Consider the following 18,206-nt stretch of genomic DNA (forward strand, 5'->3'; position numbering starts at 1 on the left):
TTGTGTTTTTAATTCGTATCTAAAAAATAATCATTGGAAAAACTCGATTAATGCGCTTCCATTTCCGGAAAACTAATAAATTCTATTGGAAAATGACCGGAAATCGAATGCTTTTTCATCTTTAATTTATTCAGAAATTTCTTTAAATTAGAGACAGAAAGAAAAAGCTGAAGAGGAGTGGGAAAAATGAATCCAGTTATCCAACAACAAAGTGAAACCGATGTAGTGGCAGCGGCGAAATCGCTGATTCCTGCATTACGGGAGCGCGCTAAAGAAACTGAAGAAATCCGCCGTATCCCAGAAGTTACTATGAATGAATTAAAGGAATTGAGCATATTCAAGATGTTGCGCCCGAAGCGTTATGGCGGGCTTGAAACGTCTATGCGCGACTATAGTGAAGCGGTTGTTGAAATCTCCAAAGGCTGCGGTTCGACAGGGTGGATCGTCGCATTATGCGCCATCCGCGAATTGATGGTTGCTGAGTCTTTCGGTGAAGAAACCCACGAAGAAATTTTTGGCAAGAACGAAGATGATGTCCTGTTCGCAGGAGTTTACGAGCCGCGCAAATGCATCGCCAAAAAAGTAGAAGGCGGCTATATGATCGAAGAAGGATTTTGGATGTTCTGTTCGGGATCTCTGCACGCGACATGGGGCTATTTTGGAATGCCGATTGTCGATGATGAAGGGAAGATGATCGACCAGGTATTGATGACTTTGCCATTTTCTGAAATGGAAATCATGGATGACTGGCATGTGATGGGCTTGAAAGGAACAGGCAGCAACAGTGTCAAGATGAACAATGTCTTTATTCCTGAACGCCGCTGTACATCGTTCGTTAAAGCTCTTGATGGCGATTTCGAATCTGCGCATCTGCGTGATATCCCGCTTTACAATACAGCGTTATTCCCAGCTTTAATCTTGTCATTGGGCTTGCCGGGCTTGGGCTTGCTGAAAGCGGCATATGAATTCTATGAACAAACTTTACCGAACCGCCGTGCAGCACATATGGGCGTAGAATTTATCAAAGATGCAGCCAGTACACATACTGCCATGGCAGATGTGGCATTGAAAATCGAAACCGCTGAAATGTTCTTCTACAAAGTGGCGGATGCTTTGGATGCCAGTGCAGCAGCAAAAGAATATATGCCGCGTCACGAACGCGTGAAAACCCTGGCGGATATCGGCTATGCCAACCAACTGCTGAAAGAAGCGATGGATATCCTATTGTCGGCAAGCGGTTCTGGATTTGTCTACAACGGCCATCCGATGCAGCGGATCCTGCTCGATTTCTTGACTTTGCATACGCATCGCTCCTTGTCGCCGACCATCACCAAAGAAAACTTCGGGCGTGTATTGGCCGGACTCGAATCAAACGCCATCCGCTATTAAATGTACGCGCTTACAGAAAATTAGCTTATCAGTTAGGGGAGGGTTTATCGTGAAACCGGAAATTGCGAAGTTGGGATATATTTCGCTGGTATCGGCGGATTTGGAAAAGTCGCTGGTGTTTTTCAAAGACATCATCGGCTTGGAAGAAACAGAAGCAAAAGACGGTGTGCATTATTTGCGCGCTTGGGGTGACTTCCAGCACCACACCTTGTCGATCCAGCAGGGAGACCGCGGCCATGTGAAACATATCGGCTGGCGGACGAAAACCAAAGAAGATGTTGCTGCTTTTCAGGCCTTACTTGAAGAGCAGGGGATTAAAGTCGATCAGGTGGATGCCTGGAAAACACCTGGCATCGGCGAATCCATCAGCTTTCAAGTCCCAAGCGGCCATACATTCAATCTGTACTTCGATGTAGAGCGGCCACCCGTGGATGAACACCGCCGGTCGGTCCTGAAGAATCAGACGTATAAATCGTGGGCAAAGGGAATATCTCCCCGCCGTCTGGATCATGTCAATCTTCACACGTCAGCCGAATCAAGTGCCACTTATTCCTTTATGGAAGAAGTGCTCGGATTCAAGATGCGTGAGTATTTGATCAGTGATGAAGGAAATATACTCGCAGGCTGGATGAGTGTCACGCAATTGGTTCATGACGTAGCGTTGGTGTCCCGTCCGGAAACACCGACAAAAGCCAGATTGCATCATATCTCCTATTGGCTGGATGATTCGCAGGACATTCTGCGGGCAGCGGATATTTTGAGAGAGCATCATTTCGACTTTGTCGGTCCGGGGAAACATTCCATCTCCCAGGCTTTGTATCTATACGTGACAGATCCGGGGAGCGGCTGCCGGGTGGAATTATTCACGGGCAGCTACTTGATATTCGAACCGGATTGGCAGCCGGTCGAGTGGACTGAAAGTGAACGTGCTTTCGGCAATACCTATTGGGGCGACAGTATAAACAAGAAGCAGTTAGTCAAAGAAACGATAGAAGCCTTATGAATTGGAGGGGAATGGCTATGGCGATTGTTACGAATGAAACTACGCAGGAAATTATCCAAACAGAGAATTTTGCAACTTTCTTGAACCAGTCTGGCGAACAGAATACCGAGACCATCCTATTTCTTCACGGATCTGGTCCTGGAGTGACTGCCGTCGTCAACTGGCATAAAGCGCTCGAAGGCGTCAGTGAAAACTACCGCTGCCTGGCACCTGATTTATACGGATTCGGCAAAAGCAGCCATCCGGAACAGCCGTTGAAAAACCGCCAGCAATGGATGGACCAATGGGTCAAGCAAGTTCTGGAATTGATGGACCACCTGAAACTGGAGAAAGTGCACTTGGTCGGCAATTCACTGGGCTGTTCGATCGCATTGGAATTATTGATCGAGTATCCAGAGCGTTTTGATGAAGTGGTGCTGATGGGTCCTGGCGGGACGCCGAACACCAAATTGAGCTTTGAATTGGCGCGTGCGAAAAGCTTTTACGACAATCCTTCGAAAAAGAAGTTGAAGCAGATCATGAGCTGGTTCGTTTATGATGCGGATAAAATGAGTCCGGTCATCGAAGGCCTTCTGGAGGAGCGCTTTGAAACGGCGATGCGTCCGGAAGTGCACCGTTCAAATGATTCAATTTTCGCTACAGCGGCCGTTCCGATTCCGACCGTGGCGCTCAACCGGATCAAGAACCGGGTGCTCTTGGTGCATGGCTTGAATGACAAGGTCTGTTCGGTGGAATCCAGCTATTATCTGGCGGAGCATCTGCACAATGCCCAGCTCCATGTCTTCGGGCAATGCGGACATTGGGCGCAGCTTGAAATGAAGGACAGTTTCCACGAGCTGATCCAGTCATTCTTTAGCAAGAAAATTTAACAGCTGAGGAGTGTTACCGTGAAGACTCAACAATCGATCGATTATGAAACCGACGTGGTGATCATCGGTGCCGGGAACGCAGCGATGTGCGCGGCGCTTTCCGCTCAGGAACAGGGGGCACGCGTCATTGTGCTGGAAAAATCACCGGAACAGCAAAAAGGCGGCAATACCACCTATACGCATGGTTCCATCCGCTTTGCCTATAAAGGCGTGGAGGATATCCAGGCGATCATCCCGGAACTGGACGAAGAGGAATTGAAGACGGTTGATTTCGGCAGCTACAGTGAAGAGCAGTACTACGAGGATATGTGCCGGATGACCAATTACAAAACGGATCCGGAGCTGGCTTCTCTGCTGACTGGCGAAAGCTTCGAAACCATGAAATGGCTGACCAGCCATGACATCAAATTCATCCCTATTTATGGGCGGCAGGCGTTCAAGGTCGACGGCATCTTCAAGTTCTGGGGCGGCATGATTCTAGAATCGGTCGGCGGCGGACCTGGCCTGGTGGAAGCCTTGCATAAGCGGGCAATTGATTTGGGTATACAGATCCTCTACCGAACGATGGCGGTCAGCCTTCTGCAGGATGACGACGGCGTGCAGGGAGTCATCGTTAAAGAACAAGGCAAGACGAAAGTCATCCGGGCGAAGTCGGTGGTTATCGCTTCGGGGGGGTTCCATGCCAATATCGAAATGCGCACCAAATACCTCGGGCCGAAATGGGATACGGTACATACGAGAGGCAGCCGCTACAATACCGGTGAAGGGATTCAGATGGCCTTGGATATCGGGGCCCTGTCTGCCGGCAACTGGTCGATGGCACATGCCGTGACGGGCGACCGCTACTTGCCTGATTTCCAGGAAGGGTTCCAGCGGCTGAGTTATCCATTCGGCGTCATTGTCAATACCGATGGCCAGCGTTTTCTAAACGAAGGCGCGGATTTCCGGAATTACACCTATGCCAAATATGGACGGCGCATCCTTGAACAAAAAGAGGGGTGTGCATGGCAGGTTTTTGACGGCAAGGTGGCACATCTGCTGCGCGAAGAGTATAAAGGCAGGCAGGTGACCAAAGTCAAAGCCAATACACTCGAAGAACTTGCAGAGAAAATGGAAGGCATCGACAAAGCGAAATTCCTTCAGGAAATCAACGAATACAATGGAGCGATCAACGATGCGGTGCCGTTCAATCCGAATGAAAAAGATGGACGCGGCACAGCTGGTTTGCCTGTTGATAAAAGCAATTGGGCAAATACGCTTGATACGGCTCCGTTCGAAGCCTATGCCGTCACTTGTGGCATCACATTCACATTCGGCGGCTTGAAAATCAATGAACAAGCTGAAGTGCAAAACACCATGTACGAAAAAATAAATGGCTTGTACGCAGCGGGTGAAGCCGCGGGCGGGCTGTTCTACGAAAACTATCCTGGAGGCGCTGGCTTGATGGCGGGTGCTGTATTCGGGAAAATTGCCGGGGAACAAGCAGGCAAATTTGCCAGCCACAACGTGGTGGAACAGGTTTAAAGTATGAAGTTGCAGAGTTACAGAGTGATTTGAATCAAATTTCACGAAAAAGCCCTGTGCCGAGAGTCGGCACAGGGCTTTTGGCTGTCTTTATATCTAGGCAGTTTGGGTTTATGGGCGTTCAAACGGATTTATGGGCGTTCAAACGGATTTATGGTCGTTCAAATGGATTTGCAGTCGTTCATTTCGATTTGCAACCGTTCAGCCAGAATTCGCTTCGCTCCAACTACCATGCGCATGGACGCGAGGCGGAGTTTCAGAGGAAATCTGGACAATCCAACTTGGATTGTCCTTTTTTACGTCTTCAAGAATTTTCGAATCTCCTCATAGGTTTCCTCAGGCGCTTCTTCTGCAAGATAGTGGCCGCAATCGATGCCGCGTCCTGTCACGTCGTCCGCCCAGCCTTGCCATACATCGAGCACATCATACCAATTCGGGAGCGCTCCTTTTTCACCCCATAGGACAAGTACGGGGCATGCGATTTTTTTGCTTCCCCGTTCTGCTTCGTCCAGTTCGGAATCGATGGTCGCTGCGGCCCGGTAATCTTCGCACATGGCATGGATTGTTCCAGGATTGTGGATGCCCCGCCAATATTCCGCGAGTGCTTCGGGGTGGAACAGGTGGCGCGTGCCTTGGAAGTAGAAATTGTCGGGGTTCTCTCCGATGACTCGTTCCGGAAAGTCGAAAGGCTGCGCGAGAAAAAACCAATGCCAATACCCCATGGCGAAATCCTTGTCGGCTCTTCTAAAAGTTTCGCCGGTGGGGATGATATCCATGACAGTGAGCTTTTCCACCGCTTCCGGAAAGTCGAGGGCCAGGCGATAAGCGCACCGGGCTCCCCGATCATGGCCGATGACTGTGAAGCGGGAAAACCCGAGCTCTTTCATGACGGCTATTTGGTCTTTGGCCATCGCGCGTTTGGAATATGTTGAGTGGTCATCGGCAGATTCAGGTTTGGAGCTGTCTCCATACCCTCTCAAGTCGGGCATCACGACGGTATACTCTTCTGCCAATTTTGGAGCCAGCTCGTGCCACATCATATGGGTTTGGGGATGGCCATGCAGCAGAAGGAGCGGAGGGCCCTGCCCTCCGTAGCGCAAATAAATCTCCGCTTCTCCTGTATTGACGACAGTGGACTGAAAATCTTTAAGCAGCATATCCTCTCTCCTTTCTTTTTATCTCCCTGATTCCCTGAAAAAGACTTTCTGAACCTCTTTAGAAAAGCGTTTTTGTTGAGGAGAAAGGGGTAGTTAGTAAGCAAACAAGGCAATTTCATTTCCAGACAGGAGGAGACAGTGTGGCCCTGACAAAGGACCGGCAAGGATTGACTGTAGTTGTCACTGGAGCATCAAGCGGGTTTGGCAGAGGTATTGCCCAAAAGCTGGCAGCAGATGGAGCGAATGTCGTGCTGGCTGCCAGGCGGACCAAGTTGATCGATGAACTCGCTGTAGAGTTGGGTGTCCGGACCCTCGCTGTCACTACGGATGTCAGCAAGGAAGAAGATATAGCCAGGCTGATGGCTGCGGCGGAATCCCGTTTCGGCAAAGTGGATGTCTGGATCAATAATGCAGGTCTTGGCATCATGGGGTCGTTCACGGATATTCCGCTGAATGACATGCTGCGGCTGGTGGACATCAACCTGAAGGGAATGATCTATGGCAGCCATCATGCTCTTCGCCATTTCAAAAAGAACGGCTCGGGAACCCTGATCAATATGTCTTCCTTCATCAGCAGTGTGCCGCTGCCGTTCGGTGCTGTCTACTGTGCCACGAAGTATGGCATTGCAGGGCTGACGGCAGGACTGCATCTGGAAATGGAGCTGGAAGGGCGGAAGGACATCCATGTCTGTATGGTGCATCCGTGGGTGACGGATACACCATGGCCGGAGCATTCGGGAAACTACAGCGGCCATGAAATCACATTGGGACCAGCCGATGATCCCGAAACGGTCATTGACGCTGTAATCGGGCTGATTGACCAACCGCAGGAAAGTGTGGAGATCGGCAGCAAGTCAAAAGCCGCCATTCTCTCCCAGCATTTGATGCCGATTGGAACCGAGAAACTGAACGGCATTTTGCTGCAGAAGATGCTCCAGTCCGCTCCAGCCGCTGAAAAGACTTCCGGCAGTATCCATTCACCGCGCTCAGAAGGGACCGAAGTGTCAGGAAATATGCGGAACAGGCTGAAGCAACAAATCCGAAAAGGCAAACAGCAGTAAGGACCGTTTTACGGATGGGAGGAATAACCATGACAAATGAAAAGAAATATGCAGGACTGACGATCGTCATCACCGGAACCTCGAGCGGAATCGGCAAAGGGGTGGCTCAGCAGCTGGCGGCAGAAGGCGCCAATGTTGTCCTGGCAGCGCGCCGCACCAAGGAGATTGAAGCATTGGCAGAAGCATGCGGGCCCAATGCAATTGCAGTGACGACTGACGTCAGCCGGGAAGAAGACGTGGAGAACCTATTTGAAACGGCAATGGGCGTATTCAGCAGCATCGATGTCTGGATCAATAACGCCGGCATCGGAACATACGGCTCCTTCACGGATACGCCGTTGAGGGATTTGAACCGGACGGTGGAAATCAATTTTCTGGGCACCATCTACGGCAGCCATTATGCGTTGAATCAATTCAAGAAACAGCGGTACGGAACGTTGATCAATGTTTCTTCGTTCGCCAGTAAAACGCCGATGCCTTTCGGGGCGGCGTATACAGGCAGTAAATACGGAATTTCTGGTTTGAGCAATGGCTTGCATCAGGAAATGAGAATGGACGGTTTTGATGACATTCATGTCTGCTCGGTGGATCCGTGGGTGACGGATACGCCTTGGACACAGCATGCCGGCAATTACAGTGGCCATGAAATCATCGTGGGACCGGCGGATGACCCGCAGAAAGTGGTGGACCAGATTATCGGGTTGATTGATAATCCAAAAAAAGTGGTGGAAATCGGTGCCAAGTCCAAAGGCATCGCGGCTACGGGTACGTTGATTCCAAAGACGACAAAAGCGCTGACGGGGCGTTCGCTGCTGAAAATGATCCAGGAGGCGCCTCCTGCTCCGCCGACATCGGGCAGTCTTTATGAATCGGGGCCGGAAGGGACAGAAGTATCAGGAAATCTACGGGAGCGGCTGAAAGCCAAAGGATGACCGAATGCAGAAGCGAGGAGGAATGGGAGATGGCAAAAAAGAAATCCCACGAAGGAATGACCGTTGTGATCACCGGTGCTTCCAGCGGATTCGGAAAAGGGGTCGCGAGAGAGCTGGCAGCGCAAGGAGCTAACGTGGTATTGGCAGCGCGCCGGACTGGACTGCTCGAAAAGTTGGCAGAGGAATTGGGTCCGAATGTACTAGCGGTGACGACGGATGTCAGCCAGGAAGAGCAGGTGGCACGTCTCTTTGAAGCGGCGCTGGGCCGGTTCGGCAAAATAGATGTCTGGATCAACAATGCCGGTGTTGGCGCCATTGGTCCATTTACCGACATCCCAGTCAAGGATTTGGCGCGGGTGGTCGATGTCAATGTCAAAGGGACGATCAACGGCAGTCATTTTGCATTGCGCCATTTTAAGGAACTGAAACGCGGCATTCTTATCAATATCGGCTCTATTACAAGCGAAATCGCTTTTCCGTATTACACCGGATACAGCGCCAGCAAACACGCAGTATTAGGGCTCAGCTCCGCATTGAACGAGGAAGTGAAGCTCGAAGGCTTTAAGGATATCCATGTCTGCACAGTGCTGCCATGGGCGACGGACACGCCGTGGTTTGAACACACAGGAAATTACACGGGACATGCCGCGGAAATGAAACCGATGGATGATCCGGAAATTGTCGTCGAAGCCATCATCGGATTGATCGACAAGCCGCAGGAAACTGTCGCGGTCGGCGCAAAATCGAAAGCCTCGGTTCTCTCCAGCCATATTCTTCCCGGAGCTACAGAAAAAATGAATGCCAAATTTGTCCAGAAGGTCATTGAAGATGCTCCGCCAGCGGGGCCGACAAATGGCAGCCTCTACATTCCGATGGAAAAAGGAATAGAAGTCGAAGGCGGAATCCGGGAGCGGATGAAGAGAGAGTAAGCACGATCAGTGAGACTAAATTATGTGATCTGAAAAGAATGCTTAAATGGAAAAAGGCAGTCTCCTCCTGAGGCGGCCTTTTTATCGTTTTATAGAAAGCTGTATTAGGAATGGTTTAGTGGGTATATTTTCTATCATTTACATTATTATTCCAATATGGTTGAATAGAAGCAGTATAAAAAAGGTGGAATTAGATTGAACAAGACAGAAAGTTATGAAAGCATCAATCCATTTACGGCAATTTGGACGCGGCCTCGCGCAGTCGTCCGGCGCGTTATTGAGGAAAAAACATCGGGCTTCATCTTTCTGCTAATCGTGCTGGCAGGCTTCGCAGGCGGACTTCTCAGCAGCCTGGATTCGGAACAGCTGTTTCCGGTGCCGGGACTTATACTCCTGTCGCTCTTCTTTGGGCCGATCGGTGTTATGGTGAGCACGGCGATTGGAGCAGGCATCTATCTGGTGGTCGGCAAATTATTTAAAGGCGAAGCCAGTTACTCAGAAATGTTCCGTGCAATATTGACGGGGCAGATTCCGCAAATCTGGTTGATCCCGGTCATCCTTTTGTGGATGCTGTTGCTGCCCGAAACCTATTTCCTGCAGCCGGGTGAACTTCCGTTTGCAGAGGCAGATCTGCTGTCTGTAATTTTCTTCATTATTTTAGGTGCTGTCTCCATCTGGACTTTCGTTATCCAGTGCAAAGCAGTGGGGGAAGCGCACAGACTTTCTGCCTGGAAAGGGTTCTTCATCATCCTTATTCCAATTGTGCTGGTCATTATTGCGATCTCAGCTATTATCGCGGTGATTGCAATGGTCGTTCTATAGAATTTAAATAAAACAAGGCAACTGGAAAGGTTAAGGGATTCTGTTTTAACGTACAAAACACAAATGGCATTATAAATAGAGATCTAATTCGTCTATGAATTAGTCTCTTTTTTGTCTTTAGAACCACCAATTCAATAAAGCCTTCCTGGTTCACAGGTGGAGCTCTTTGCAATCATAAAAAACGCTTAACCGATCTTCGGCTAGGCGTTTATAAATTTGGCCGTTTTTTAGATAATCTCTCTACTTCACTTTCCAGGTGTTCAATCCGTTTATGAATTCTATAAAAAATCGGTAAATAAGCTATCACAATAATAAGCATCCATCCCATTGCACATCCCCCTTTTTTACACTTTACCATAAATTTCAAAGCGCCTTTTGGAAAATGAAACATGTACGAAAAATAAAAGAACCTCCACCGAGGATCATCTGAATTTCAGAGTTTCTCGTTAGTTGAGGTCCATTTTAAACTCTGATGGATGTGCGAAATATAGTGCGATTGTATGGGTGAAGATGGGGGTTGTACCCCCAATGGAATCCATTACGAAAAGGCTGCCTTGTTTTATTATGATTGGTCCACTTTACGGACAGTCCCATTCTCTTCCACATCGGCCACTTCCCGTCGGACGGTTTCGTTGATGACCTTAACGTCCTTGACTTTTCGTTTGCCGATGACGATCTCTTCACGAACCACGTTCTTTTTGCCGATATCCAGGCGCTCTTCGGAAAGCGGAATGTAGATGGCATCGCCTTTTTCGTAGGCTTGTTTCGGTGTCAGCACCTGCTCCTCATTTCCGGTAGCTGTTTCCGCAGGGAGGGGACGCCTGTCGATATCAATTTCTTCGTGTTCCACTGGCACGCGGATTTCTTTGTCTTCTTCCTCATCGGTGGAGAGTGCAGCATCATTTTTGGCTTCGGGTGAAGTGGTTGTCTCCGGTTGAGGAGCAACTGCAGGCATATTGTGGGTGTACAGAAGAAGCCTGCCGCTTTCGACCTGCTGGAAATAATAATCCGTTTCTTTTTCGTCCAGTCCCATACGGTTAAAGGCGTCTTTTGTAATGTCTTCCCCGGCTAAGAAGGCGATGACTTTGCCTTTGAAATTATCCCGATCCTGTGTGTCGACATGGACAGACGTGTAATCGATCAGCAAGTCGATCTGTTTGTCATGCTTCGCTACCAAATACAGTTCCTCTTCTTCGTATCCTGCTGCTTTTAATTCGCCGACTTTGATCAATACTTTTGCTTGCGCATCAAAAAGGCCGACCAGTTTGTTTCCTTTTTTCTCCATGCTCAATCCTCCCATGTCAGTGGCACCAATATAACTTCATTAAGGTCTATTTACCCGAGGCTGTGCACCCTATAAACCTTGAACGTTGGAAACTACAAAAAGGCGCCTCCGGAAGTTTTATCCGGAGGCGCCTTTTACTGCTCGTTAAAATGAATTGCGATCATCTTTTTTGGACTTTACGTTTTCATCAATATCCGCTTCTTCGCGGCGCACGGTTTCATTTACAACTTCCGTATCTTGTACTTTACGTTTGCCGACGACAATTTCTTCGCTGACGACATCTTTTTTGGTGACTTCCAGACGTTCTTCGGAAAGTGGGATATGGATGGTTTCGCCGTCTTCATAAGCACCCTTATCGGTCAATCCGCCGCCTGTGGAACTTACGTCCTCGTTTACCGGGCGGCGTTCTACATAAACTTCTTCACGTTCCACAGGAACCTCGATGGTCTGTTGCTCTTCCACAACATGCTTGCCGACATTCACTTCGCCTGTCTGCACGCGTTCCTTGTCGACGCTCAAGCGCTCTTCGTGAAGACGCAGATGTTCTTCTTCGTCAGGGCTTCCGGCAGAAGTCGTACTGGCTGTTTCGGCACCGGTTTGAGTGCCGTTGTATGGTTTGTAGGATGTACCATAATCGCTATTGACATAAAGCACGAGCTTGCCATTTTCCACTTGGCGGTAATATTCGTCCGCTTCGCCGGTTCCTAATCCCATTTGCGTGAAGGCGTCCCGAGTGGAATCTTCTCCGGAAATGAAGGATTTGAATTTGCCCATCATGTTATCGTCTTGCTGCGTATTCAAATGGACATCCGTCTGGCCTTGAACCATGGATAATTGATCGTCATGCTTCGCAATTACATACATATCCTCTTCGTTGTACCCTTGTGCTTTCAATTCACCGATTTTATGCAGAACCTCTGCTTGTACGTCATATGCTTGAATGAATGTTGTTCCTTTGTTTGTCATGGTCAATTCCTCCTAATAGTGATAAATCACCTGTAAAGTAAGGTAATCATAATCTACCCCGTTGCTTTTCGGAATAAACACCGCAAGTTCCAGTAAAGGTAGAAAGGACTCTCTTTCCTAACAATGTTCGTTTGGTGAAGTAGAACAGAAAGACTGGTGGAACAAGCGATAACGTGTGAAACAAGGTCGAAAATAAATGTACGGAGAATATTATTCCTGCCGTGACGGAGCTGGTTGAAAGACTAAAAAATAAAGGCTTGCTTTACCACTCGTTCTTTAATACAATATAAAACGTAATCATTACTATTTAAGGGCTTTAAAGAAAGGGTGTGGCATGGTGGGGGAAATTGTTCCAGTTACAGTTTTGAGTGGTTATTTGGGAGCCGGCAAAACGACCTTATTGAATCATCTGTTGAATAATCGAGAAGAGTTGAAAATGGCGGTGATTGTCAATGATATGAGTGAGGTGAACATAGACGCAGATTTAATAGAGCGGGGGAGTTTTTCACAGACAGAGGAAAAACTGGTTCGGCTGCAGAATGGGTGCATCTGCTGTACGTTGAGAGAAGATCTTATGCAGGAAGTCGAGAAGTTGGTTATTCGTGGAGACATCGACTGCATCGTAATCGAATCTTCGGGAATCAGCGAGCCACTTCCAGTAGCTCAGACCTTTTCATATATGGATGATGGAATGGGAATTGATTTAACGAAAAGCTGTCGGTTGGATACTTTAGTCACCGTAGTGGACGGCTATGCTTTTTGGCAGGATTTTGCATCGGGGGAATCACTGCTCGAAAGAAAGCAGGAAGCAGCGGCAGGAGACGTCCGTGAAATTTCAGACTTGCTGATTGACCAGATAGAGTTTGCTAATGTCATTTTATTGAACAAAGTAGATTTGGTGGCCCCAGAGGAGCGGGGGCGATTGAAAGAGCTGCTTGCAACTTTAAATCCGGATGCGCAGATAATTGAAACCGAGCATTCGAAAGTGGCTTTGAAAAATGTAGTGAACACCGGTTTATTCGACTTTGTTAAATCGAGTCAGAGTGCGGGGTGGATCAAAGAACTGAATGAAGAGCATATTCCAGAATCCGAGGAATACGGCATAGCTTCATTTGTTTACCGGAGCCAGCAACCGTTTCATCCGGAACGGCTGATGGATTGGGTCAAGGAATGGCCGGTGGAAATTGTCCGCGCCAAAGGATTTTTGTGGTTGGCGACAAGAACCGAGTCGGCTGTTTTGCTGTCCCAGGCTGGACCATCACTCGGCATTGAGCATGCGGGCCGATGGGAACTGGAAAAAGGAGTGAAAATGACCGAGCTGGTATTCATTGGTATTGATATGGACCAGGCGGACATCGTCAGCAGGCTGAATCTGTGTTTGCTGACGGATGAAGAAACTGCACAGGATTGGAAAACATTCTATGACCCACTTCCAGCATTTCAACTACTTGAGGAGGAAAAAAGATGAGAGTCAATATTACATTAGCATGTACAGAAACCGGGGACCGGAATTACAGCACAACAAAAAACAAGCGGACCAATCCGGAACGTATTGAATTGAAAAAGTACAGTCCGCGTCTAAAAAAGGTCACGATTCACAGAGAGACAAAATAATTTTTTATAAAATCCAAATGATCATCATTACTTTTAGGAGGAAAAAGAATGGCAAAGAAATCGAAAATTGCACGTCATCATAAGCAACAGGCCATGGTTGCACAATTTGCAGAGCTGCGGCAAGAATTGAAGGAAAAAGGCGATGTTCAGGCCTTAGCTGATTTGCCGAAAGATTCGTCTCCGGTTCGTCTGAACAATCGATGCGAAGTGACAGGAAGACCGCGTGGCTTTATGCGTAAATTCGGGATGTCGCGCATCGTGTTTAGGGAGTTGGCACATAATGGCCGGATTCCAGGTGTGAAGAAGGCCAGCTGGTGAGGCGATTTTTTTAAGATTATCCTTCTAAAGGCATTAAAAGAAGAGCCGTTGGATCAGCTCAAGAAAGTTCCATATCCTCGGAAGCAGCAGACGCCAGTCTGCTGCTTTTATTAGTTGTATAAGAAGCTGATTCAAAGGAATGGATTTTTCGAAGTAGGGTGAATATTTTTAGGTAATACCCGGTTAAAGGAGTCTATTGATGCTATCATAAGGTTATATTTTACTTTTAAATAATATATTAATCCTTTCAATAGGTATCTTCGTAGGGGGCAAGAAACGTAATGGGAATGGATGTTTTAAAGCGTAATAATGTTCGGGTCACGGGCCAAGGGGAAAAGACAATAATGTTTGGACACGGCTTTGGCTGTGATCAGCAGGTTTGGAACAATACGATTAAGGATTTTGAGGGGGACTACCGTGTCGTCACATTCGATTATATCGGTTCGGGAAATAGTGATAAGGCTGCTTATTCAAAAGAACGCTACAGCACATTGAACGGCTATAAACAGGATCTGTTGGATGTCTGTGACGGGCTGGAGATTAAGGAAATAATCTTTGTGGGGCATTCTGTCAGTGCCATGATCGGCATGCTGGCTTCAATTGAGCGTCCGGAATTGATGGAGAAAATGATTATGATCGGACCATCTCCTTATTATATGAATGAACCGGGCTATAATGGCGGATTTGAACGCAGTGATATTGATGAACTGCTGGATATGATGGAAACCAATTACAAGGAATGGGCCAAATATTTGGCGCCTGTGGTTATGCAGAATGAAGAGCGCCCTCAGCTGGCGGAGGATTTTGAGCAACTGTTGTGTTCGAATGACCCACTGATTGCCCGGCAATTCGCGGAAGTGACATTTACTTCGGATCTCCGAGACAAATTGGATCAAGTAACAGTTCCTACGTTGATTCTCCAGCCGAAGTTCGATGCGATTGCGCCGCTTGAAGTTGGGCAATATGTCCACGATCACATGAAGGGCAGCCAAATGATCACTATGGAGGCTGTGGGCCATAATCCACACCTGAGTGATTCAGGAGAAACGGTCAAATACATCAAGGCATACCTGGAACAATAGAGGAGTGGATACAGTGGAACAGCAACTCGATAGGGCGCCTTGCGGTTATTTAGTTCTGGACCAGGACTTGCGTATCGTCGAAATGAACAAAACGCTGCAGAAGATGACCGGGGTAAAGAATCCACAGCATATGCATGATTTATTGACAATCGCTTCGCGGGTTTATTTCCAGACCTATTTTACTCCCTCCATTAAAATGCACGGGACGGTAAATGAAATGTTTTTGACCTTGAAAAGTGACGAGGGTCCAATGCCTGTGCTGATGAATACGGCAGAACGAGACGGATTTTATGAATGTGCTTTGATTCAGATGAGCGTCCGAGGAGAATATGAAAAAGAGTTGCTGCTGGCCAAACGCAATGCAGAACAAATCAACCGGGAAACAGCAGAAGCTTATGAAAAACTGCAGGCCTTACTGGCTGAAGTGGAATGCAAACAGCAGGAGCTGATGGATCTTAACCGGAAACTGCAGCAGTTGGCTACGACAGATCAGCTGACAGGCTTGAAAAACCGCCGCTACTTGGAAGAAAGGCTCGCTGAGTTTTTAGCGCAGGCGGAAAATGGCAGAAAAGTGGCTGTCCTGATTTTGGACATCGATCATTTTAAGCAAGTCAACGATACATATGGACACCCGATGGGGGATGCCGTGCTGCAGGAATTAGCCTGGCGCTTGGAAACGGAAGTAGGACCTGAAGGGATTGTAACGCGTCTCGGTGGTGAAGAGTTCGTGGTGGTCATGCCGGATGCCGGAATAGAGGAAAGCCTTAAACTCGGCAATACTTTATGCAATCTTATGGAAACAGCTGATTGGCAGCACGTGCCGGTCACGGTCAGCATCGGTGCCGCAGCTTATGCAGCTGGAGATGGAGTGGATAGCCTGTTGGCGCGGGCTGATGGATTTCTCTATAAAGCCAAGGCCAATGGGAGAAACTGTGTGTTTGGAATCGAATAAAAGCTGAGCTAATCATCCGTTTTTAAAACGGGTGGTTTTTTATGCGGAAAACTCCTTACAATCACCGGCTCAAGAGCTATAATAATGGCATATGAAAATATCTTCACCTTTGGGGGTAATGATGGAAAATAAGAATCGATTGCTTGGTGAACGGGTGTCAGCGGATAAAGAATTGATCGCTCAGTTGATTCATGAAGAAGCGGTCCGGGATGTTCCCATGGAGCAGCTTGAAATGAACAAAGCTTTTATCGACATTGTCAATAAGACTCGAATCGATTTTGTGGAACTTATCGGAAAGTCGATCAGCAATAGTTGTGATGTACAAAAAGTCTACGCGGATATTCAAGAATGGGGAGAAAAGACAGGGAACTTTTTTCTTGAAACGGGAAGGTCGCTTGAAGAAGCGCTCGCAGAAACATCACTTTACCGCAAACATATCGGAACAATCATTAAAACGGAAGCGGTTCGAAAAGACATGGAACTTCAGCTTCTTTTTAATGTCATGGAATTTTTCCATTCTCTACTGGATCATGCAGCTTATTCGTATACCCAAGCCTACACGGCCTCTTATCAGCGGAAATTGAAATTGGCAAGAAAAGAATTTCTCGAACTTTCCGCACCGGTCGTCCCTGTCAGTGACCAGATCGCGATTTTACCGTTAGTGGGAAGCATTGAAATTGACCGGGCGCGCTATATACTGGAACAGACTTTGCTTGCCGCAAATGAACTGAAAATCAAAGTGCTGATTGTGGACCTCTCGGGAGTGGTGAGAGTGGATTCGATGGTAGCCGAGCAGATCATCAAAATCATCCGATCGCTGAAGCTTGTCGGGGTACGCTCGGTTCTGACCGGCATCCGTCCGGAAATTGCCCGGACACTCACGGAAATCGGAGTCGATTTGAAGGACTTGGAGATCGGCGGCAGTTTGAAGCGCGTGCTTCATCAGATGAAAATTAATTGACCCTAAAAAAACGCTGAAGCCTTTAGGCTCCAGCGTTTTTTTAGTAGTCAGTTAGTTACAGCTTCAGAATGCAGGTCAGGCAATGACTTGCGTAAAGTGACAGTTTCTTCTTCGGTCAATGGAATCATCGGCAAGCGTACACCGCCAACATCCACCCCCTTCATGTTAAGTGCCGCTTTGACCGGAGATGGATTAGGTGCAGCGAACAATGCTTTCATCGTCGGCACCAGTCTGCGGTGGATAGCAGCAGCAGTGCTCACATCGCCTGTTTTGAAGCTGGTGATCATGTCCTGCATATCGTTGCCGATGATATGCGCGGAAACTGAGACGATGCCAGTACCGCCAATTGACAGCAGCGGCAAGGTCAGGCTGTCGTCGCCGCTGTATACAGAAAATGTAGCCGGTGTTTTTTCGATGATCTCTGCAGCAGCGTCCAAGTCTCCACTCGCTTCTTTGACAGAAACGATATTGTCGATCTTGGACAGGCGAATGATCGTTTCTGGAGACATATTGACCACACTGCGCCCTGGGATGTTGTACAGCATGACCGGCAGGCTTGTAGACTGGGCGATCGCTTGGAAATGCTGGAACATGCCTTCCTGTGAAGGCTTGTTATAATAAGGCGTGACCAGCATGATCCCATCAACGCCTGTTTCTTCAGCCTGTTTCGTCAAGGAGATGGAAGCTCGTGTATTGTTGGAACCGGTTCCTGCAATTACCGGAATCCGTCCGGCGACTGTGTTGACGGTAAACTCAAATAACTCCACTTTTTCCTCTGTCGATAAAGTTGGGGATTCCCCTGTTGTTCCTGCGACGACAAGGCCGTCTGAACCGTTTGCGATCAAATGCTCTATCAGTTTTTGTGTTGCCGGAAAATCGATTTCTCCATGTTGGTCGAACGGCGTCACCATTGCTGTAATTACTTGGCCGAAATTCATAATGAACACACCCTTTTCTAATTTTTGTCGAAACTTAGAGGTGAGGGGCCAGTCAGGAATAAACAAAAAAAGCAGCAACGAGGGGGTCCCGTTGCTGCAGTAGAAACAATGTTTAACATTCGTTCCTGTGCATCAGATAGCCCTCCATATAGTTTCCTATATGACAGTCCTGCATTTATTGAATGCAGACCCAGCGCACGGAAAAATGAGATTTCCGCCACTTCGGCAAATCCCCCTTTCGGCAAACGTCAATGGATCTCATCATCCTCGTTTTGCGTACTGATGGTTTTTGCGCCTCTATCCTACTCCATAAAAGCTGGAGCAAGAAATATTTAATTAGCTGTACTATAACAAATTTTCTTGTCAATTGCAAGACGAAAAACGTAAAATCTTATGAAAAAGGA

18 protein-coding genes and 1 riboswitch are annotated in these 18,206 nt (G+C 47.8%); of the genes, 14 read left to right on the forward strand and 4 right to left on the reverse strand.

Annotation, left to right across the window (positions count from 1 at the left end):
- The first annotated feature begins 186 nt into the window (after window positions 1–186).
- The 4 genes from ACRC6Q_RS01970 to tcuA are packed head-to-tail and all read left to right on the forward strand — an operon-like array spanning window position 187 to window position 4,785.
- The gene (locus ACRC6Q_RS01970; protein ID WP_223641201.1) at window positions 187–1,389 is read left to right on the forward strand and encodes an acyl-CoA dehydrogenase family protein; all 1,203 of its coding nucleotides are present in this window, start codon (window positions 187–189) and stop codon (window positions 1,387–1,389) included.
- A gap of 49 nt (window positions 1,390–1,438) precedes the next feature.
- Window positions 1,439–2,392 carry a VOC family protein gene (locus ACRC6Q_RS01975; protein WP_431465685.1) on the forward strand — a complete coding sequence of 318 codons (954 nt, stop codon included), beginning with the start codon at window positions 1,439–1,441 and terminating at the stop codon, window positions 2,390–2,392.
- Window positions 2,393–2,409: 17 nt separating this feature from the next.
- Window positions 2,410–3,261 (forward strand): alpha/beta fold hydrolase, encoded by an 852-nt coding sequence (locus tag ACRC6Q_RS01980; protein ID WP_431465686.1) that lies wholly within the window; start codon window positions 2,410–2,412, stop codon window positions 3,259–3,261.
- 18 nt (window positions 3,262–3,279) lie between these two features.
- The gene (tcuA, locus tag ACRC6Q_RS01985) at window positions 3,280–4,785 is read left to right on the forward strand and encodes an FAD-dependent tricarballylate dehydrogenase TcuA (RefSeq protein ID WP_431465687.1); all 1,506 of its coding nucleotides are present in this window, start codon (window positions 3,280–3,282) and stop codon (window positions 4,783–4,785) included.
- A gap of 296 nt (window positions 4,786–5,081) precedes the next feature.
- On the opposite strand, the gene ACRC6Q_RS01990 is transcribed toward tcuA, so the two are convergent.
- Entirely contained in the window at window positions 5,082–5,942 is an 861-nt protein-coding gene (locus ACRC6Q_RS01990) for an alpha/beta fold hydrolase (RefSeq protein WP_223641190.1), read from the reverse strand.
- A gap of 140 nt (window positions 5,943–6,082) precedes the next feature.
- Between ACRC6Q_RS01990 and ACRC6Q_RS01995 the strand changes: the two genes are divergently transcribed.
- The 4 genes from ACRC6Q_RS01995 to ACRC6Q_RS02010 all read left to right on the forward strand — a co-directional run bounded on the left by ACRC6Q_RS01995 (window position 6,083) and on the right by ACRC6Q_RS02010 (window position 9,686).
- Window positions 6,083–7,003 (forward strand): SDR family NAD(P)-dependent oxidoreductase, encoded by a 921-nt coding sequence (locus ACRC6Q_RS01995; RefSeq protein ID WP_431465688.1) that lies wholly within the window; start codon window positions 6,083–6,085, stop codon window positions 7,001–7,003.
- Between the two features lie 29 nt (window positions 7,004–7,032).
- Window positions 7,033–7,935, forward strand: a complete 903-nt coding sequence (locus ACRC6Q_RS02000; RefSeq protein ID WP_223641184.1) for an SDR family NAD(P)-dependent oxidoreductase — start codon at window positions 7,033–7,035, stop codon at window positions 7,933–7,935.
- A gap of 29 nt (window positions 7,936–7,964) precedes the next feature.
- Window positions 7,965–8,864: an SDR family NAD(P)-dependent oxidoreductase gene (locus ACRC6Q_RS02005; RefSeq protein WP_223641181.1), complete on the forward strand. Its 900-nt coding sequence runs from the start codon at window positions 7,965–7,967 to the stop codon at window positions 8,862–8,864.
- A gap of 195 nt (window positions 8,865–9,059) precedes the next feature.
- Window positions 9,060–9,686 (forward strand): Yip1 family protein, encoded by a 627-nt coding sequence (locus ACRC6Q_RS02010; RefSeq protein ID WP_223641177.1) that lies wholly within the window; start codon window positions 9,060–9,062, stop codon window positions 9,684–9,686.
- A gap of 562 nt (window positions 9,687–10,248) precedes the next feature.
- On the opposite strand, the gene ACRC6Q_RS02015 is transcribed toward ACRC6Q_RS02010, so the two are convergent.
- Together ACRC6Q_RS02015 and ACRC6Q_RS02020 are read right to left on the reverse strand one after the other, a co-directional pair.
- Window positions 10,249–10,971: a DUF2382 domain-containing protein gene (locus tag ACRC6Q_RS02015; RefSeq protein ID WP_431465689.1), complete on the reverse strand. Its 723-nt coding sequence runs from the start codon at window positions 10,969–10,971 to the stop codon at window positions 10,249–10,251.
- A gap of 144 nt (window positions 10,972–11,115) precedes the next feature.
- Window positions 11,116–11,937 carry a YsnF/AvaK domain-containing protein gene (locus ACRC6Q_RS02020; protein WP_431465690.1) on the reverse strand — a complete coding sequence of 274 codons (822 nt, stop codon included), beginning with the start codon at window positions 11,935–11,937 and terminating at the stop codon, window positions 11,116–11,118.
- Window positions 11,938–12,271: 334 nt separating this feature from the next.
- Between ACRC6Q_RS02020 and ACRC6Q_RS02025 the strand changes: the two genes are divergently transcribed.
- The 6 genes from ACRC6Q_RS02025 (at window position 12,272) to ACRC6Q_RS02050 (ending at window position 16,864) form a co-directional block, all read left to right on the forward strand.
- Complete coding sequence (locus tag ACRC6Q_RS02025; protein ID WP_431465691.1) at window positions 12,272–13,405, forward strand: GTP-binding protein; 1,134 nt, start codon at window positions 12,272–12,274, stop codon at window positions 13,403–13,405.
- A complete protein-coding gene (gene rpmG, locus ACRC6Q_RS02030; protein WP_142826743.1) occupies window positions 13,402–13,551 on the forward strand; it encodes a 50S ribosomal protein L33 in 150 nt (49 codons plus the stop codon). Before ACRC6Q_RS02025 ends, rpmG begins: the two co-directional genes overlap by 4 nt.
- A 48-nt stretch (window positions 13,552–13,599) precedes the next feature.
- On the forward strand, window positions 13,600–13,869 hold the full coding sequence (gene rpsN / locus ACRC6Q_RS02035; RefSeq protein WP_431465692.1) for a 30S ribosomal protein S14: 270 nt from the start codon (window positions 13,600–13,602) through the stop codon (window positions 13,867–13,869).
- Window positions 13,870–14,150: 281 nt separating this feature from the next.
- Window positions 14,151–14,951 (forward strand): alpha/beta fold hydrolase, encoded by an 801-nt coding sequence (locus ACRC6Q_RS02040; protein ID WP_431465693.1) that lies wholly within the window; start codon window positions 14,151–14,153, stop codon window positions 14,949–14,951.
- A gap of 13 nt (window positions 14,952–14,964) precedes the next feature.
- Window positions 14,965–15,903, forward strand: coding sequence for a GGDEF domain-containing protein (locus ACRC6Q_RS02045; RefSeq protein WP_431465694.1), 939 nt, complete (start codon window positions 14,965–14,967; stop codon window positions 15,901–15,903).
- A 121-nt stretch (window positions 15,904–16,024) separates the two neighbouring features.
- Window positions 16,025–16,864: an STAS domain-containing protein gene (locus tag ACRC6Q_RS02050; RefSeq protein ID WP_431465695.1), complete on the forward strand. Its 840-nt coding sequence runs from the start codon at window positions 16,025–16,027 to the stop codon at window positions 16,862–16,864.
- A 47-nt stretch (window positions 16,865–16,911) separates the two neighbouring features.
- Here ACRC6Q_RS02050 and dapA read toward each other — a convergent pair whose 3' ends face one another.
- On the reverse strand, window positions 16,912–17,802 hold the full coding sequence (gene dapA, locus ACRC6Q_RS02055; protein WP_223641152.1) for a 4-hydroxy-tetrahydrodipicolinate synthase: 891 nt from the start codon (window positions 17,800–17,802) through the stop codon (window positions 16,912–16,914).
- A gap of 129 nt (window positions 17,803–17,931) precedes the next feature.
- Window positions 17,932–18,110: riboswitch (Lysine riboswitch) on the reverse strand.
- Window positions 18,111–18,206: the final 96 nt, after the last annotated feature.

This window comes from Planococcus sp. SE5232, from assembly GCF_050686535.1.
Lineage (GTDB): Bacteria > Bacillota > Bacilli > Bacillales_A > Planococcaceae > Planococcus.

Coding starts and splice junctions, on each gene's coding strand:
- ACRC6Q_RS02050 (WP_431465695.1), top strand. CDS start 16,025: ATGGAAAATAAGAATCGATTGCTTGGTGAACGGGTGTCAGCGGATAAA.
- ACRC6Q_RS02000 (WP_223641184.1), top strand. CDS start 7,033: ATGACAAATGAAAAGAAATATGCAGGACTGACGATCGTCATCACCGGA.
- ACRC6Q_RS02020 (WP_431465690.1), bottom strand. CDS start 11,937: ATGACAAACAAAGGAACAACATTCATTCAAGCATATGACGTACAAGCA.
- ACRC6Q_RS01970 (WP_223641201.1), top strand. CDS start 187: ATGAATCCAGTTATCCAACAACAAAGTGAAACCGATGTAGTGGCAGCG.
- dapA (WP_223641152.1), bottom strand. CDS start 17,802: ATGAATTTCGGCCAAGTAATTACAGCAATGGTGACGCCGTTCGACCAA.
- ACRC6Q_RS01990 (WP_223641190.1), bottom strand. CDS start 5,942: ATGCTGCTTAAAGATTTTCAGTCCACTGTCGTCAATACAGGAGAAGCG.
- ACRC6Q_RS02015 (WP_431465689.1), bottom strand. CDS start 10,971: ATGGAGAAAAAAGGAAACAAACTGGTCGGCCTTTTTGATGCGCAAGCA.
- ACRC6Q_RS02005 (WP_223641181.1), top strand. CDS start 7,965: ATGGCAAAAAAGAAATCCCACGAAGGAATGACCGTTGTGATCACCGGT.
- rpmG (WP_142826743.1), top strand. CDS start 13,402: ATGAGAGTCAATATTACATTAGCATGTACAGAAACCGGGGACCGGAAT.
- ACRC6Q_RS01980 (WP_431465686.1), top strand. CDS start 2,410: ATGGCGATTGTTACGAATGAAACTACGCAGGAAATTATCCAAACAGAG.
- rpsN (WP_431465692.1), top strand. CDS start 13,600: ATGGCAAAGAAATCGAAAATTGCACGTCATCATAAGCAACAGGCCATG.
- ACRC6Q_RS02025 (WP_431465691.1), top strand. CDS start 12,272: ATGGTGGGGGAAATTGTTCCAGTTACAGTTTTGAGTGGTTATTTGGGA.
- ACRC6Q_RS02040 (WP_431465693.1), top strand. CDS start 14,151: ATGGGAATGGATGTTTTAAAGCGTAATAATGTTCGGGTCACGGGCCAA.